This is a genomic window from Chromobacterium sp. Panama (genome assembly GCF_003052555.1).
Taxonomy (GTDB): Bacteria; Pseudomonadota; Gammaproteobacteria; order Burkholderiales; family Chromobacteriaceae; genus Chromobacterium.
Window position 1 is genome coordinate 4,521,395 of the sequence record NZ_QARX01000001.1, and the last position, 16,252, is coordinate 4,537,646.

At 64.2% G+C, this 16,252-nt stretch carries 13 protein-coding genes; 8 read left to right on the forward strand and 5 right to left on the reverse strand.

The window, feature by feature from the left end; translation table 11 throughout:
- Positions 1-6: 6 nt before the first annotated feature.
- The 4 genes from DB032_RS20360 to DB032_RS20375 form a co-directional block, all read right to left on the reverse strand.
- Positions 7-255, reverse strand: coding sequence for a BolA family protein (locus tag DB032_RS20360; protein ID WP_048407933.1), 249 nt, complete (start codon positions 253-255; stop codon positions 7-9).
- A 20-nt stretch (positions 256-275) separates the two neighbouring features.
- Complete coding sequence (locus DB032_RS20365; RefSeq protein WP_107801060.1) at positions 276-1,031, reverse strand: ABC transporter permease; 756 nt, start codon at positions 1,029-1,031, stop codon at positions 276-278.
- Complete coding sequence (locus tag DB032_RS20370) at positions 1,028-1,933, reverse strand: ABC transporter ATP-binding protein (protein WP_107801061.1); 906 nt, start codon at positions 1,931-1,933, stop codon at positions 1,028-1,030. The genes DB032_RS20365 and DB032_RS20370 overlap by 4 nt, the downstream gene beginning before the upstream one ends.
- 69 nt (positions 1,934-2,002) lie before the next feature.
- Positions 2,003-2,668, reverse strand: a complete 666-nt coding sequence (locus tag DB032_RS20375; protein ID WP_107801062.1) for a TetR family transcriptional regulator — start codon at positions 2,666-2,668, stop codon at positions 2,003-2,005.
- Positions 2,669-2,865: 197 nt separating this feature from the next.
- On the opposite strand from DB032_RS20375, the gene DB032_RS20380 reads away from it, so the two are divergent.
- The 8 genes from DB032_RS20380 to DB032_RS20415 all read left to right on the forward strand — a co-directional run bounded on the left by DB032_RS20380 (position 2,866) and on the right by DB032_RS20415 (position 13,840).
- Positions 2,866-4,056 carry an efflux RND transporter periplasmic adaptor subunit gene (locus DB032_RS20380; RefSeq protein ID WP_227105658.1) on the forward strand — a complete coding sequence of 397 codons (1,191 nt, stop codon included), beginning with the start codon at positions 2,866-2,868 and terminating at the stop codon, positions 4,054-4,056.
- A gap of 19 nt (positions 4,057-4,075) precedes the next feature.
- Positions 4,076-7,222, forward strand: a complete 3,147-nt coding sequence (locus DB032_RS20385) for an efflux RND transporter permease subunit (protein WP_107801063.1) — start codon at positions 4,076-4,078, stop codon at positions 7,220-7,222.
- A complete protein-coding gene (locus DB032_RS20390; protein ID WP_107801064.1) occupies positions 7,215-7,811 on the forward strand; it encodes a TolC family protein in 597 nt (198 codons plus the stop codon). Before DB032_RS20385 ends, DB032_RS20390 begins: the two co-directional genes overlap by 8 nt.
- Positions 7,812-8,130: 319 nt before the next feature.
- Positions 8,131-8,706 carry a fimbrial protein gene (locus DB032_RS20395; protein WP_107801065.1) on the forward strand — a complete coding sequence of 192 codons (576 nt, stop codon included), beginning with the start codon at positions 8,131-8,133 and terminating at the stop codon, positions 8,704-8,706.
- A 64-nt stretch (positions 8,707-8,770) separates the two neighbouring features.
- The gene (locus tag DB032_RS20400) at positions 8,771-9,502 is read left to right on the forward strand and encodes a molecular chaperone (protein ID WP_107801066.1); all 732 of its coding nucleotides are present in this window, start codon (positions 8,771-8,773) and stop codon (positions 9,500-9,502) included.
- Between the two features lie 23 nt (positions 9,503-9,525).
- Entirely contained in the window at positions 9,526-11,940 is a 2,415-nt protein-coding gene (locus DB032_RS20405; RefSeq protein WP_107801067.1) for a fimbria/pilus outer membrane usher protein, read from the forward strand.
- Between the two features lie 176 nt (positions 11,941-12,116).
- Positions 12,117-13,109, forward strand: coding sequence for a fimbrial protein (locus tag DB032_RS20410; protein WP_158274380.1), 993 nt, complete (start codon positions 12,117-12,119; stop codon positions 13,107-13,109).
- 416 nt (positions 13,110-13,525) lie between these two features.
- Positions 13,526-13,840: a hypothetical protein gene (locus DB032_RS20415; RefSeq protein ID WP_107801069.1), complete on the forward strand. Its 315-nt coding sequence runs from the start codon at positions 13,526-13,528 to the stop codon at positions 13,838-13,840.
- Between the two features lie 89 nt (positions 13,841-13,929).
- On the opposite strand, the gene DB032_RS20420 is transcribed toward DB032_RS20415, so the two are convergent.
- Complete coding sequence (locus DB032_RS20420) at positions 13,930-16,164, reverse strand: TonB-dependent siderophore receptor (RefSeq protein WP_107801070.1); 2,235 nt, start codon at positions 16,162-16,164, stop codon at positions 13,930-13,932.
- Between the last annotated feature and the right edge of the window lie 88 nt (positions 16,165-16,252).

Sequence of the window (16,252 nt, forward strand, 5' to 3'; positions counted from 1 at the left end):
GACGGATCAGCCTTGCAGTTTTTGCCATTCGTCCGGCGTGGCGGCCTTGACGATGGACAGAGCGTGAATTTCATTGCTGGCCAGGCGGGTGGCGATCACCTCCTTGACCAGGCGGTGGCGGTCGATCAGGCGCTTGCCCTCGAAAGCCGCCGACACGATGGTGGCGTAGAAGTGGTGGCCGTCGCCTTCCACTTCCAGATGGGTACAGGCCAGGCCGGCCTCGATGTACTGTTTGACTTGTTGCGGAGTAATCATGAGAAATCCCGTGGATGCGCTCAATGGCGCAGTTTATAGCCAGATTTGATCAGCCAGAGCGTCAGGCCCGACAAGACGGCGAAGCTGCCGCCCACCACCCCGGCCGACAGCCAGGGGCTGACGTCGGCCTGGCCGAAGAAGCCGTAGCGGAAGCCGTCTATCATGTAGAACACCGGGTTGAGATGAGACGCGGCGTACCAGAACGGCGGCAGGCTGTTGATCGAATAGAACACGCCTGACAGGAAAGTCAGCGGCATGATCAGAAAGTTCTGGAAGGCGGCCAGTTGATCGAACTTTTCCGCCCAGATGCCGGCCAGGATGCCCAGCGCGCCCAGCACGCCGCAGCCCAGCACGGCAAAGGTCAGCGCCCACAGCGGCTGAGCCGGCAGCGGCAGGCCGAACCAGCCGGTGATCAGCAAAACCCCGGCGCCGACGGCCAGGCCGCGCACGACGGAGGCCAGCAGATAGGCGCCGAAGAATTCCAGCGCGGTCAACGGCGGCAGCAGCAGGAACACGATGTTGCCGGTGATCTTGGACTGGATCAGGCTGCTGGAACTGTTGGCGAAGGCGTTCTGCGCCATCGACATCATCGCCAGACCCGGAATCAGGAAGGCGGTGTAGCTGATGCCCGGATAGGCCTCGACATGGCGCGACAACACATGGGCGAAGATCAGTTGATACATCAACGCGGTCAACACCGGCGCGGCCACGGTCTGGAACGCCACCTTCCAGAAGCGCACCAACTCTTTCTTGAACAGGGTCATGAAGCCGGTCATGGCTGCGGCCCTCCATTCATCATCTTGACGAACACGCTTTCCAGATCCGTCTCCACCACGTTCAGTTCACGCACTTCCACCGCCGCTTCGCGCAGCGCGGTCAGCACCGCTTCCAGCTGGCCCAGGTGCTCCAGCTGCAACACCACGCGGCGGTCCTCGTCGCGCAGCTTCAAAGGCAGCAAGGCCGCCGGCAAATCGCCGGACAGCAGCAAGGCCACTTCGCGGCGCGCGCTGTGCGCCAGCAGCTTGTCCTTGTTCTCCAGCGCCACCAGCCGGCCCTTCTTCAGCATGGCGATGCGCGAGCACAAGGCCTCGGCCTCCTCCAGATAATGAGTGGTCAGCACAATGGTGTGGCCGGCGCGGTTCAGTTCCTGCACGAACACCCACAGGCTCTGGCGCAGCTCCACGTCCACGCCGGCGGTGGGCTCATCCAACACGATGACCGGCGGGCGGTGCACCAGCGCCTGGGCCACCATCACCCGGCGCTTCATGCCGCCGGACAGGGCGCGCATATTGCTGTGCGCCTTGTCCGCCAGGCCCAGCTTGAACAGCAACTCGTCGATCCAGTCGTCGTTGCGGCCCAGGCCGAAGTAGCCGGACTGGAAGCGCAGCGTTTCGCGCACCGACAGAAAGGGATCGAACACCAGTTCCTGCGGCACCACGCCCAGCGCCTTGCGCGCGGCGCGGAAATCGCCGACCACGTCGTGGCCCATGATGCGGATGCTGCCGCTGTCCGGCCGCGACAAACCTGCCATCGCGGAAATCAGCGTGGTCTTGCCGGCCCCGTTGGGGCCGAGCAGGGCGAAGAATTCGCCGGGGGCAACGGTAAAGCCGACCTGGTCCAGCGCCTGCAGCTGGCCATAGCGCTTGCTCACCGCCTGAATTTCAATAGCCTGGGGCATGAGAGAGGTAACACCGACAACGCCGCGCGGCTAAAGCCGCCAACGGCGCTAATGGTTTGACAAAAAAGGTCAATTATAGCGCTGGGCTACGCTTGAGGGGGAGAGTTCTTCCATCACTTCCGGCAGGAATATTCCACGGTAGACATATTGCAACAGTTGCGTGGCATTCTCGCCCAGATTGGTCTGGCTGCCGTCCGCCAGCCAGCGGTTGATCAGACCGTGATGCATGGACTGCAACACCTCGGCCACCGTCTCCGGCGTCACGTAGGGCAAGGTCTGGCCGGCATCCACCGCCATCTGCACCACCAGGGTCAATTGCTCGCGGGTTTCTTGCATATGCGCAACACACTCGTCGTGAATGGGAGCCAGTTCGCCGACATGCTCGCTACGCATAAACAGAATGAGTAATATACGACGAACCTGTTGGTTCTCCCCAATCATGGTCAGCAGCCGGTGGCTATGGTTCCACAAGGCCAGAGCCGGACTCGAGTGTGCCGTTCTCAACAATTGCTCGCAGATGTCATCAAACTGCCCGCCCATCCTGTCCAGCATCGCCCGGTACAAGTCCAGCTTGTTCTGGAAATGCCAATACACCGCGCCGCGCGTCAATCCCGCCGCGCTGGCGATGTCTGCCAGTGTCGTTTTAGAGACACCCTTCTCGCTAAAAAGCTGCTCCGCCGTATCCAGCAGCAGATGCCGCGTTTGTTCGGCTTCTTCCCGGGTTTTGCGTGCCATGTTGAACGTATCGCTGATCAAAGGGGTCTGTCGGAAGCCCGCACCATAACACAATGCGTCGCTGGAAGCATTTTACATACGTACACGCATGTATGTAAAATGTCGCGACTCAAGATCGATCAATTCCCACTATCAAAGAAAAATTGCAGTACCTTTTACTTATAACACTCATACCCCCACATTCCTGAGGACATCCCATGAAGATGCAAGGAAACACCTTCGCCCAGAAAGGCGGGCACTGGCTGTTGCTCACCGCTCTGGCCGCCAGCCTGATGGCCTGCGGTCAAAAAAACGACCAGCACGCCGGCGCCATGCCGCCGGTGCCGGTAGGCGTGATTGAAATCACCCCTAGCGATGTGCCGGTCTCCTTCGAATTCGTCGGCCAGGCGGCAGGCTCGCGAGAAGTGGAAGTACGCGCCCGTGTGGGCGGCATTCTGCTCAAGCGCGCCTATACCGAAGGCAAGCCGGTCAAACAGGGCGACTTGTTGTTCCAGATCGATCCGGAGCCGTTGAAGGCGACGCTGGACCAGGCCCAGGGCAATCTGCAAGTGCAACAGGCTCAGCTGGTGCGCACCAAGCAGGACTTCGACCGCATCAGCCCGCTGTTCAAAGAGAACGCGGTCAGCCAGAAAGACCGCGACGACGCGGTCAGCGCTTATGAAGCCGCCAAGGCTTCCGTCGCCGCCGCCCAGGCCCAGGTGCAGCAGGCCAAGATCAATCTTGGCTACGCCCGCGTCACCGCGCCGATTTCCGGCATGACCAGCCAGGAAACCCGTTCCGAAGGCAGCCTGGTGTCCACCAGCGCCGACGGCAGCCTGCTGACCAAGGTGTCCCAGCTGGACCCGGTCTACGTCAATTTCAGCATGTCCGACAGCGACATGATGAATCTGCGCAAGATGCAGGACTCCGGCCAATTGAAGCTGGCCTCCAACGGCCACTTCAACGTGCAGCTGAAGCTGACCGACGGCTCCACCTACGGCAAGAGCGGCCGGCTGAACTTCACCGACAGCCTGGTGGACGCCAGCACCGGCACCATCCGTTCGCGGGCCACCTTCGCCAACCCGGACGGCAGCATTCTGCCCGGCCAGTTCGTGCGCGTGATCCTGCAAGGCGCCCAACGCAGCAACGCCATCGCCGTGCCGCAGCGCGCGGTGCTGACCTCGCAGCAGGGCAAGATGGTCTGGGTCGTCGGCGCCGACAACAAGGTGCAGCCGCGTCCCATCACCGTGTCCCAGGACGTGGGTCTGAACGTGTTGGTGGAAAGCGGCCTGAAAGCCGGCGACAAAGTGGTGGTGGACAACATCATCAAGCTGCGCCCGGGCGCCGATGTGAAGCCGCATCCGTTCAAGGCCGACGCCAGCGCGCCCGCCGCCGCGCCCAAACAATAAGGCAAAGGGGTAACCATTCATGTTTTCCGCCTTTTTCATCAGGCGGCCCATCTTCGCCAGCGTGATCTCCATCGTGATCACGCTGGCCGGCTTGGCCGCCCTCAAGGCATTGCCCATTGAGCAGTACCCGGAAATCGTGCCGCCGATGATCTCGGTGAGCGCGAGCTACCCGGGCGCCTCCGCCGAGGTGATCGCCAACACCGTCGCTTCGCCGCTGGAACAGGCGATCAACGGCGTGGACGACATGCTCTATGTGCAGTCCACCAGCTCCTCCAGCGGCAAGCTGTCGTTGAGCGTGACCTTCAAGATCGGCACCGACGCCGACCAGGCCACCATCAACGTCAACAACCGCGTGCAGTCGGTGTTGTCGCAGCTGCCGGAAGAAGTGCGCCGGCAGGGCGTCAACGTGACCAAGAAATCCTCGGCCTTCCTGCAGGTGATTTCGCTGTTCTCGCCGGACAAGACCTACGACACCCTGTTCATCAGCAACTACGCGCTGTTGAACGTGGTGGACGAGCTCAAGCGGGTGCCGGGCGTGGGCGACGTGATCAACTTCGCCGGCCAGGACTACTCGATGCGCGTCTGGCTGAAGCCCGATCGCCTGGCCCAGCTCAAGCTGACGCCCAGCGACGTGGCCGCCGCCATCCGCGAGCAGAACGCTCAGTTCGCCGCCGGCAAGGTGGGCGCGGAGCCGGTCAAAGGCAAGCAGGACTTCACCTACACCGTGACCACCCAGGGCCGCCTGTCCGAACCGGAAGAGTTCGAGAACATCATCGTGCGCTCCAACCCGGACGGCTCCGCCGTGCGGCTGAAGGACGTGGCACGCGTGGAACTGGGCGCCTTGTCCTATGACTTCACCGGCACGCACAACGGCCGGCCCACCATCCCGATCGGCATCTTCCTGGCGCCCGGCGCCAACCAGCTGGCCACCGCGCAAGCCGTGGAACAGACGATGCAGAAACTGGCGGTGAGCTTCCCCAAAGGCCTGAACTACGCCATCCCTTACGACACCACCAAGTTCGTGGAAGTGTCGATCAAAGAGGTGTACTCCACGCTGGCCGAAGCCATGGTGCTGGTATTCCTGGTGGTGTTCCTGTTCCTGCAGAACTGGCGCGCAACCCTGATTCCCTGCCTGGCGGTGCCCGTCTCCATCATCGGCACCTTCGCCGGCATGTACGCCTTCGGCTTCACCATCAACACCCTGACGCTGTTCGGCCTGGTGCTGGCCATCGGCATCGTGGTGGACGACGCCATCGTGGTGCTGGAAAACGTCGAACGCCTGATGACCCAGGAAAAGCTGTCGCCGCTGCAAGCCAGCTTCAAGGCGATGGATGAAGTGTCCGGCGCGCTGGTGGCCATCGTGCTGGTGCTGTGCTCGGTGTTCATCCCGGTGGCCTTCCTCGGCGGCATCGCCGGCCAGATGTACAAGCAGTTCGCCATCACCATCGCGGTGTCGGTGTCGATTTCCGGCCTGGTGGCCCTGACCCTGACCCCGGCGCTGTGCGCGCTGCTGTTGAAGGAAGGCCATCAGCATCCGGCCCGCTTCTTCGTCTGGTTCAACAACTGGTTCGATCGCCTGACCCAGGGTTATTCCCGCGGCGTGGTGTTCCTGATCAAGCGCAGCGCGGTGGGCATCCTGCTGTTCGCCGGCCTGATCGCCATCTGCGTTGGCCTGTTCCGCATCATCCCGTCCAGCCTGGCGCCGGACGAGGACCAGGGCTACATCATCGCCGCCGCCTTCCTGCCGGACGGCGCGTCGATGCAGCGTACCTCGGCCACCATGACCAAACTGGACGCGATGACCAGCAAGAACCCGGCGGTCCAGGACGTGATGAGCTTCGCCGGCTTCGACATCCTGACCGGCGGCAACAAGACCAACGCCGGCGTGTCCTTCATCACCCTGAAACCGTGGGATGAGCGCAAAACGCCCAACCTGTCGTCTCAGGCCGTGGTGGGCGACACCTTCGCCAAGGGCATGATGGGCATCACCGACGGCATCGTGCTGGCCTTCAACCCGCCGCCGATCTCCGGCATGTCCAACACCGGCGGTTTCGAGGCCTATGTACAAAGCCGCGGCGGCGCCAGCTCCGTGGAACTGGGCGAAGTCACCAAGAAACTGGTGGCCGCGGCCGCCAAACGCCCGGAACTGAAAGGGGTGCAAACCACCTTCTCCGCCAGCGTGCCGCAGATCTACGTCAAGCTGGATCGGGCCAAGGCCAAGTCTCTGGGCGTGCCGGTCAACACCGTGTTCGACACCATGCAGAGCACCTTCGGCGCGCTGTACGTCAACGACTTCAACAAGTTCGGCCGCACCTTCCGCGTGCAGCTGCAATCGGAGGCGGATTTCCGCACCCGGGTTGAAGACCTGCGCAACATCTATGTGCGTTCGCAGGACGGCAATATGATCCCGCTAACGGCGCTGGTGACCATCAAGCACACCACCGGTCCGGAAAGCCTGGAGCGTTTCAACATCTTCCCGGCGGCCAAGCTGGTGGGCGGTCCCGCGCCCGGCTTCAGCTCCGGCGAGGCGTTGAACGTGCTGGAAGCCGTGGCCAAGGACACCTTGCCCGACGGCTACACCCTGGCGTGGACCGGTTCCGCCTTCCAGGAGAAATCCACCAGCGGTTCTTCCGCCGTGGTGTTCGGCTTCGGCATGATTATGGTGTTCCTGATCCTGGCGGCGCAGTACGAACGCTGGAGCCTGCCTATCAGCGTGCTGATGGCGGTGCCTTTCGCCATGTTCGGCGCGCTGATGGCCAACTGGATGCGCGGGCTCGCCAACGACGTCTACTTCCAGGTGGCCTTGGTGACGCTGATCGGCCTATCGGCCAAGAACGCGATCCTGATCGTGGAATTCGCCGTCCAACAAATGGAAGAAGAAGGCCTCAGCGTGGTCGAAGCCGCCATCGAGGCCGCCAAACTGCGCTTCCGCCCCATCGTGATGACTTCGCTGGCCTTCGTGCTGGGTTGCATGCCCTTGGCCATCTCCAGCGGCGCCGGCTCCGCCAGCCGCCACTCGATCGGCACCGGCGTGGTGGGCGGCATGTTGGCCGCCACCTTCATCGCCACCTTCTTCATCCCGATGTTCTTCATGCTCATCATGAAGTTCAGCAAACCGAAACAGCCTCAGCCCGCGGCCGAGGCAGGAGACAAGGCCGATGCTTAAACGCGCCCTGATTCCCTCATTGGTGGCGCTGGCGCTGACCGCTTGCGCGGTCGGCCCCGACTACAGCCGCCCCAAACTGGAGCTGCCGGACAGCGCCCAAGCCCAGAACCCGGCCATCGCCCTGGACTGGTGGAAGCAGTTCAACGATCCGGTGCTGGATCAGTTGATCGTCCAAGCCCTGGAACACAACCAGGACCTGGCCGCCGCCTCCGCCCGCGTCGACGAAGCCGCCGCCCAGGCCGGCATCGCCCGCGCCCAGCTGCTGCCGGCGCTGAACGCCAACGCCGGCTACCAACGCGGCCGCGCTTCCAGCGCGACAAGCACGCCGGGCGCGCCGCTGGTCAGCGACGTGCGCAACGCCAATCTGACCGCGTCCTGGGAACTGGACCTGTGGGGCAAGCTGCGCCGCGGCAATGAAGCGGCCCGCGCCGACTTTGCCGCCAGCCGCTTCGCCCGCGACAGCTCGAAGGGTGCTGAGGTCCATGGGGCGGTCCTTCGAACTATCCAAAATCAAAACACCCCCAAACCAGCCTTATGCAAAGCCCCCATGGCGACGGGCTTCGACCTGGTCTGCGGATGGGGGCCTTGAGGCGTAATGAGGGTGGAGATGACAAAATTTGAGTCAAAACATTTTAGATAACCGGCACTTAGCAGACAATCCTAGAAAATTGCCATTTTCACAAACCTGTCCAAAAGGACAGGTTTAAACTCTTATCAATCCCCATGAGCGGCTTAAACCTTGTTTGCCGATATCAAAAAGTCCAAACAAGAAAAGTTATGGCTTGGTAAGAAAAGGTAAGAAACGCTCAAAGTCAGGCTAAAGACCTGAATTGAATGTGTTTTTATCATGCCGTCTCCACTCAAGGCCCAGGCCAAGCACCTGCGCGCCGCAACCACTGGAGACCACCATGAAACAAAAACACAGCCTGCTGGCCCTGGCGGCCGTCTTTGCCGCCGCGCTTCCGCTGGCGTCTCAGGCCGCCGTCACCCAAAAGGGCAGCATCCATTTCACCGGCAGCGTCACCGCCCCCACCTGCACAATAGATAATGGTACCGGCGCAACCAGAAGCGGCACGGCCATCGCGCCCGTTCTCGCAGTCAGCATGTCCCCTATCACCATGGACAAAATCGTCGATCTGGGTAAAGCGCCACTGGAGAAACAGGCTTTTCAGATCAAGATTCAATGCAGCGGCGCGAGCAATGTCGAAGCCAAATTCACGGCACTCCCTGGATCGAGGCTTGCGAGCAACGCTACAGCCTTAGCCAATACCGCAAGCAGTGGGGCTAAAGGCGTGGGCATCGCCGTCTATAAAGGCGGCACTCCGCTGGACCTGAGCACAGGAGTCTTTCGAACCAAAGCGGCTCTCAATACCTCGGAAACCATTGATCTTGACGCCGTCTATGTCACCACCAGCGCTTTGCGCGCCAGCATGAGCGCAGGCACTGTCACCGCCGCCCTCCCCTTCGAACTGAGCTACGACTAAGCCCTCACCTCCTCCACCCACAGCGGCGGGTTTCCCGCCGTTGTCTATTTTCAGGGCCTCCATCATGAAAACCCTGCTGCAAGCCGCCGGCTTGGCGGCCTGGCTGGCCATGCCCCACGCCAACGCCGGCATCAGTCTCAACGGCACCCGCGTCATTTTCGACGGCGCGCATCTGGAAGCCGCCGTCACCGTGCGCAACCACGGCGCGGACATCCTGGTGCAGTCCTGGCTGGAAGCGCTGGACGGCGACAAGGTCGAACTGCCCTTCGCCATCACCCCGCCGCTGACGCGGCTGCCGGCCGGGCAGGAGCAATTGCTGCGCATCCTCTACGCCGGCGCCGGCGCGGCCGATCAACGGGAAACCGCCTTCTGGCTCAATGTGCAGGAAATCCCGCAAGCCGCCGGGCAAGGCAATGTGCTGCAACTGGCGGTGCGCCAGCGCGTCAAGGTGTTCTACCGCCCGCCGGGCCTGGACGGCGACGCGCTGCAAGCGCCGGAACGCCTGCGTTGGCGGCTGCGGCGCGAGCGCGGCAGCAGCTGGCTGCAAGCGGACAACCCCAGCCGCTACCACGTGACCGTGACCGGCCTGAGCCTGCTGTCCGGCGGAAAATCCAAGGAGATCAGCCGCGCCCGGATGCTGGCGCCCGGCGCCGGCGAGCAATGGCCGCTGCCCGCCGACGCCGCAAGCGACGCGCGCTTGCGCTACCAGATCATCAACGACTTTGGCGCCAGCCAGGCTTTTGAAGTCCGGCTGCAAGGCGCCGCGCCCGCCCAGCCGCGCCGGCTGGAGCCCTGAGCCGGCCGCCGGACCGCAAGGCGATGAGAAGCAAGTCGCTGACGTCCCCTGCCCGCCGCAGCGCCGCGATCCCGCTGGCCTGCGCCTGCGGGCTGATCGCCTGCGCGCAGGCGCTGGCGGCGGACGCGTCCGTCTTCAACACCCGCTTTCTGAAGCTGGACGGACAGGCGGCGGACCTCAAAGCGGTGCTGAGCGCCGGCAACGACATCCTGCCCGGCCGCTATCGCGTGGACATCCTGCTCAACCGCCAGCTGGCCGACCGCCGCGACATCCTGTTCCGCCAGGAACGGGACGGCAAAGTGCGCCCCTGCCTGGACGCCGCGCTGCTGCGCAAGCTGGGCGTCAAACTGCCGCCGTCCGGCCCCGGCGACGAGGCCTGCGTGGACCTGCCCCAACGCCTGGAACACGCGCAAGCGCGCTACGACTCCACCCGGCTGCAACTTGAGCTTTCCGTGCCGCAAGCCCATCTGCTGCGCCGCGCGGACGGCTATGTCGACCCCTCGCTGTGGGACGCCGGCGTCAACGCCGCTTACGCCAATTATCAGTTCAGCGGCCAATACCGCCGGGGCCAGCACGGCCGCGCCAGCCGCCAATGGTATCTCGGCCTGCAAAACGGGCTCAATCTGGGCGACTGGCGCTTGCGCAACGACGCCACCCTCAACGGGAATACCGGCCAAGCGACAGAAATACGCAGTAACCGCACCCTGCTGCAGCGCGACATCACCACGCTGCGCAGCCAGCTGGCGCTGGGCGAGCAATACACCGACGCCATGCTGTTCGACAGCTCGCGCATCCGCGGCGCGCAACTGAGCCAGGACGAGGCCATGTTGCCGGACAGCGAGCGCGGCTACCGTCCGGTGATCCGCGGCCAGGCGCGGAGCCAGGCCACGGTGGAAGTGCGTCAGAACGGCTATGTGCTACACCGCGCCGACGTGCCGCCCGGCCCCTTCGAGTTCAGCGACATCGCCCCCTCCGGCTCCAACGGCGAACTGGAAATCACGGTGACCGAAGCCGACGGCAGCCGCCGCGTCAGCCATCAAGCCTTCTCCAGCCTGCCGCTGATGCAAGCCCAAGGCCGCTGGAAATACCACGCCGCGCTGGGCCAGTACCAGGGCGGCGAAGCGGCCCGTCCCGCGCTGGCCGCCGGCGCGCTGGTTTACGGCCTCAGCGACGACAGCACCGTGGCCGCCGGCTTCCAGCTCTCGCCGCGCTTCCAGGCCGTCAAGCTGGGCCTGGGCGCCAACACCCCGCTGGGCGCGCTGTCGCTGGACCTGAGCCAATCCCTCAGCCGCGCCCAAGGCGGCCGCAGCCAGGGGCAAAGCCTGCGCCTGCTGTACCACAAGGCCCTGCCCCACACCCAGACCCAGCTCACCCTGGCCGCTTACCGCTACTCCACCGCCGGCTATCGCAGCTTCAACGATCATGCGGCGGACCTGGCCCAGCGCGCCAACCAACACCGCGCGCGCGCCCGGATGGACCTCAGCGCCCAACAGACGCTGGGCCGGGAAGGCCGCCGCGGCAGCCTTTATCTCAGCCTCAGCCGACAGAATGATTGGGGCCGGCCCGGCGCCAGCCACAGCCTCAACCTGGCTTACAGCCACCGTTGGAAACAATTCCATTACCACCTCAGCCTCAGCCGGAGCCGCGACGGCCGCGGCCAAGGCGACAGCCAGATCACGCTGGGCTTCAGCCTGCCGCTGGACAGCGGGCGACACGCCCCCCAGCTCAGCGCCCAGCTTGGCCGCGACGCCCTGCACACCAGCCTCAGCGGCCAATTGGGCGAGGCCGACAGCTACACCGTCTCCGTGGGCCGCGACAGCCAGGGCGACACCAGCCTGAACGCCAGCGGCGTCCATCAGGGCGATGTCGCGCAGCTGAGCGCCACCTACAGCGCCGCCCGCGGCCATCAGTCCGCCAGCCTGGGCGCCAACGGCGCCATCGTCGTCCACGGCGGCGGCGTCAACCTCAGCCGCGCCGTCGGCGACACTTTCGCCCTGCTGCAAGTGGACGGCGCCCCCGGTCTGAACGGCAACGGCTACAGCGTGCGCGCCGACGCCCAGCCTTATCGCGCCAACAGCCTGAGCCTGGACAGCCTCAAACTGGGTGCGGGGCTGGAACTGGAGGACGGCGTCAAGCAAGTGGTGCCGCGCCGCGGCGCGGTGGTGAAGGCCGTGTTCAAGGCGTGCAGCGGCCGGCGCGTTCAATTCAGCCTGCGCCGCCGCGACGGCAGCGCGGCGCCGTTTGGCGCCAGCGTGGAGGACGACGCCGGCCAACCCTTGGGCATCGTGGACCCGCAAGGCCGGACGCTGCTCTTGCTCACGCAGCCGCAAGGCCTGCTGGCCGTGAAATGGAGCGACGGCAGCTGCAACGCCCGCTACCGGCTGCCGCCCGCCAAGCCGGGGCGTCATTACCTACGGCTAGAGTTGCCCTGCCTCTAAGAGCCTGTTCAATGTCTGCTACGCGTCGGCGATCCGGCGTTGAAAACCGCTTCGAAATGCTCATGTACCACGCGTACATTCCGCTTTCTCAGCTGTTTTCGCCTTGCCTCGCCTTAGCTCGCGAGACTTTGAACAGGCTCGAAGAACTTCTCTTAAACAAAGAAAAGGATACCCAAATGCACACGCCGCCTACCCGCCGCCCGCTGCTGGCCTGCCTCGTCTTGCTATTGACGCTGGGAAGCTGCAGCCGCCCAAGCCACGCCGATTGCAAAGTGGTTTCATCAACCATCACTCCAGCGCTTCCCGATCCCTTGGTAATTCCATACCTGGCGCCCGCCGGGCACCTGATCGCCAAGCAGGTGCTGAAAACCACGGTCAAATGCGACAAGCGCAGCGCCAACGGCCAACACAACTGGTACGCCTTTTTGTCCTATGGCAACACCGACAACGGCGGCTCATCGCTTAGTAGCGTCAGAAAAACCCAAACTTCCGGCATCGGCATTCGCTGGATAAACAGCAATACCCACTCCGGAAAATCTCAGACCTTCAGCACCACAAGTCTGAACAATGGCCGTACCAATCTACGCGGCATGCCCTTGAACGATACCGTCACCATTACCGACACGATCGAACTGCTCACAACCGGCCCGGTGACATCTGGGCGGCTCAATCCGGAAAGCCATGCCGTCAACTACAAGAACAAGAAAGGCGGCGATCACGGACAGCCGCTCTACACCTACTCCTTCAATCAGCCCGCCATCAGGGTGATAGGCTGCTCGTTCAAAAACGCCGGCCAAACCGTCCGCCTGCCCGACGCCAGCACCCGAGACTTCGCCGGCGCCGGCCGCACCGGCGATAAGCCGTTCAACATCGATCTGGACTGCGCGCCCGGCACCAGCGTCAGCGCCAAATTGAGCGACGCCAACGCGCCCGGCGCCGCCGGCACGCTGCTGAGCATTGCCGGCGGGCCTGGCAGCGCCCAGGGCATTGGGCTGGAGCTGCAGCGCCAGGGCGAAACCGGCGCCTATACGCTGGGCACCGAGTTCACCAGCCTGGCGGCCAGGCAACAGCACGCGCTGCCCATGGTGGTGCGCTACGCCGCCAGCGGCCCCGCCATCCGCCCCGGCCTGGTCAATGCCGCCGCCACCGTGGAGCTGAGCTTTAATTGAGTCCCCGACAATGCAATAAGGCCAGCGGCGCCACCCTGCCCTGCTGGCTGCTACCCGAACGGTTCACCCTCACCCAGCTGCAACGCACTTAGGAGCAGATTTTTGGCGAAACCGTGTCCCGCGGCGCTTTCCGCTCCCGCTTGGGCATCCGCGATGGCGATACGCCCCGCGCCGCGTCTCGCGAAGCGCGGCAGACTTTGAACAGGTTCCAAGGCCGGCCCGGCTGTCGTCTTGACGCTCCCTCCTTCCCCACTCAGGCTGCCATGCGCCGCGCCCGACAGCGCGGCCATGAGCCTGCCCGCGTCCTCCGCGCCGCGCAGGCGTTTCTTAGAGCAGATCTTTGTGGAGCTCATAATGAATATATTTAATTTGCACCGGCGGCATCCCCGTTTTGTCACTGTCGGGGAGGAGCGGCCATGAACGCCCAAGCCACCCCGGTCCTGCTGCAACTGCAAGACCTGTTGCAAGAGCTGCGCGCCAACGCCCAGGGTCGGCCGGAACTGGAGGCCTTGTGCCACAAGCTGGACCGCCGCTATCTGGAGGTGGACGAGGGCCTGACCCGCAGCGTGCTGCGTTTTCACTCCGCCACCCAAAGCCTGCAAGCGCTGATGTCCTTGCTGCTGAGCTGCCCGGACACCAAGACGCTGAACGGCGAGCAGATCGCGGCGCTGCTGGAGCCGGTGCGGCAGGAGTTGCAAGCCGCCCATAAGCTGATTTGCAAGGTGATGTAAACGCGACAACGCCGCGGCGGAAGCCGCGGCGTCGGTCAAACGCCCCGCATGGCCGGCAGGGCAAGGCTCAGAGTCCGCGAAGCGGATGCTCAGAACGACACGGTGCCGGACAGCAGGAAGGTGCGCGGCGCGCCCAAGCCGCCGGACAAGCCGCTGCCGTCGCCGCCGCTCCACGAACCCACCCAGTAAGCGCGGTTGGCGACGTTTTGCACCGAGGCGCGCAAGGTGATTTCCTTGGCGGCCAGCTTGGTGGTGTAACGGGCGCCCAGGTCAAACGTGGTGTAGGACGGCAAGGACAGCTGGTTGTTGTCGCGGACGAAGCGCTCGCCCACGTACTGGGCGTTGCCGGTGGCGGTCAGGCCCGGCAGGGCGGCGATATCGTATTCCACGCCCAGCTTGGCCATCACCTTGGGCACGCCGGAGGCCTGCTTGCCCAGGTGCGCCGGGTCCAGCGCCTTGGTCAGCTCGGCCCTGGTGTAGGACGCGCCGCCCATCAGACGCAGACCGCGGCTGGCCTCGCCCCAGAAGCTCCACTCCAGGCCGCGGTTGCGCTGTTCGCCGTACACGCCGAACACATTGCTGTCCGGGCTGGTGTAAGCGCTGGGCCGGGCGATCTGGAACAGGCTCAGGCTATGGGTGAGGCCGCCCCAATCCAGCTTGGCGCCCAGTTCGTACTGCTCGGTCTGATACGGCTGCAGGCTTTCGCCGGCGTTCTTGGCCGTGTCCGGCGCCACGCCGCCCTGATTCAGGCCCTGGATGTAGTTGCCGTAAACCGAGAGCTGGTCCGAAAGCTTGACCAGCAAGGCGGTGGCCGGGGACCAACGGCTTTGGTCGTAGTTGGAGGTTTGCGCGCCGGCGGCGTCGTAGTTGCTGCTCTGCACGTTCTGACGCCGCGTGCCCACCGTCCACTGCACCTTGCCGTCCATGAAGGACAGCGTATCCGCCAGGGCGATGCTGCCCAGCTTGTCCTGAACGCTCCTGCCCATATACCGGAACGCCGGCATGGACCCGAAGGACGGCGCATAGTAATTGGTGTTGAAGGTGGGACCCATTCCATCCCGGTAGCTGCGCTCCGAGGTGAAGCGCGTGGCCGCCAGCGACCACTTATGCTGAATCTTGCCGGTGTCGAAATGACCGCGCACGCCGGCCTCGCCGGATTTCTGCGTGCCCTCGTTCATCAGGCGGAACGCGCTCACGCTGAGGTCGCCGGCGTTATTGAGCAAGCGGTCGCGCGTGATGGTGGCGTCGAAGTCCGCCTTACGATGGCCATACGCGCCGTACAAGGTCAGCGCCTCGCTCAGCTCGTATTCGCCGCGCAACAAGGCCACCTGGGTGGTGTTGGTATTGGTGGCCCAATCCGGCGCAAACTGGTAATCGCCTTTCTTGGGCGTGGGCACTTGGGTCACGCCGGGGGCGATGGAGAAGATGCCGAAGTAATTGATGCCGTCCATCTTCTCGCGCTGCCGGTAGAGGTCCAGCGAGACGCGGGCGCGCTCGCCGCGCCAGTCCAGGCCCAGCGAGGCCAGGTTCATGCCCTGTTTCTGCTTGTCCACCGCGGTGTCGCCGTTACGGTAAACGCCGTTGAAGCGCACGCCCCACTGCTGCCTGTCGCCAAAGCGCCGGCCCGCATCCACGTGCACGCCGGGCATATTGTCGGATTCATAAGTCGCGGTGACCGAGGTCAGCGGCGTGTTGCCCGCGCGCTTGGGCACGATGTTGACGCTGCCGCCCAGGCTGCCTTCCGGCGGCATGCCGTTGAGCAGGGTGGACGGCCCTTTCAGCACTTCCACCCGCGCCGCCATCTCGGTGGAGCCGCGCAGATTGGGCGCCATGCCGATCAGGCCGTTGAAGGTGATGTCGTTGGCCGAGGTGGGGAAGCCGCGGATATTGAATTTCTCGAGGATGGTGCCCTTGCTGGCCACGTGAACCGAGGGATCGGCGGCGCCGATCAGCGCGCCTATCTCGCGCGCCTGCTGGTTGGCCACATAGTCCTCGGTGTAGCTGATGGTGCTGAACGGCGTGTCCATCACGTCCAGATTGCCCAGCACGCCCACCCGGCTATCGGTGGCCAGCTGGCCGCCGGCGTAGACGCGGCGGCCTTGCACCACCACCGGCGCCAGCCGTTCCGGCGCGCCGTTGCTGGCCTGGGCCGGCGCATTGTCCGCCGCCAGCGCCGCCGGCGCCAAGCTCAGGCCGGCGCCGCCAAAGCCCACCATCAGGGCCAGATGGGTGGCGGCGCGCAGCGTATTCAGGGGGAAGGCGGATTGCGGCGCGAGTCGGCGTGTAGTTGATATGGGGGAGGCCGACCGTTTCTGACTCAACATCCAGATTCCTTTCTACGTGAGGAGATTGTTTCACTTCACTATGTATTCCGAAGCAAAGTGCGAAACCCTCAAATAGAAATGAAAATCA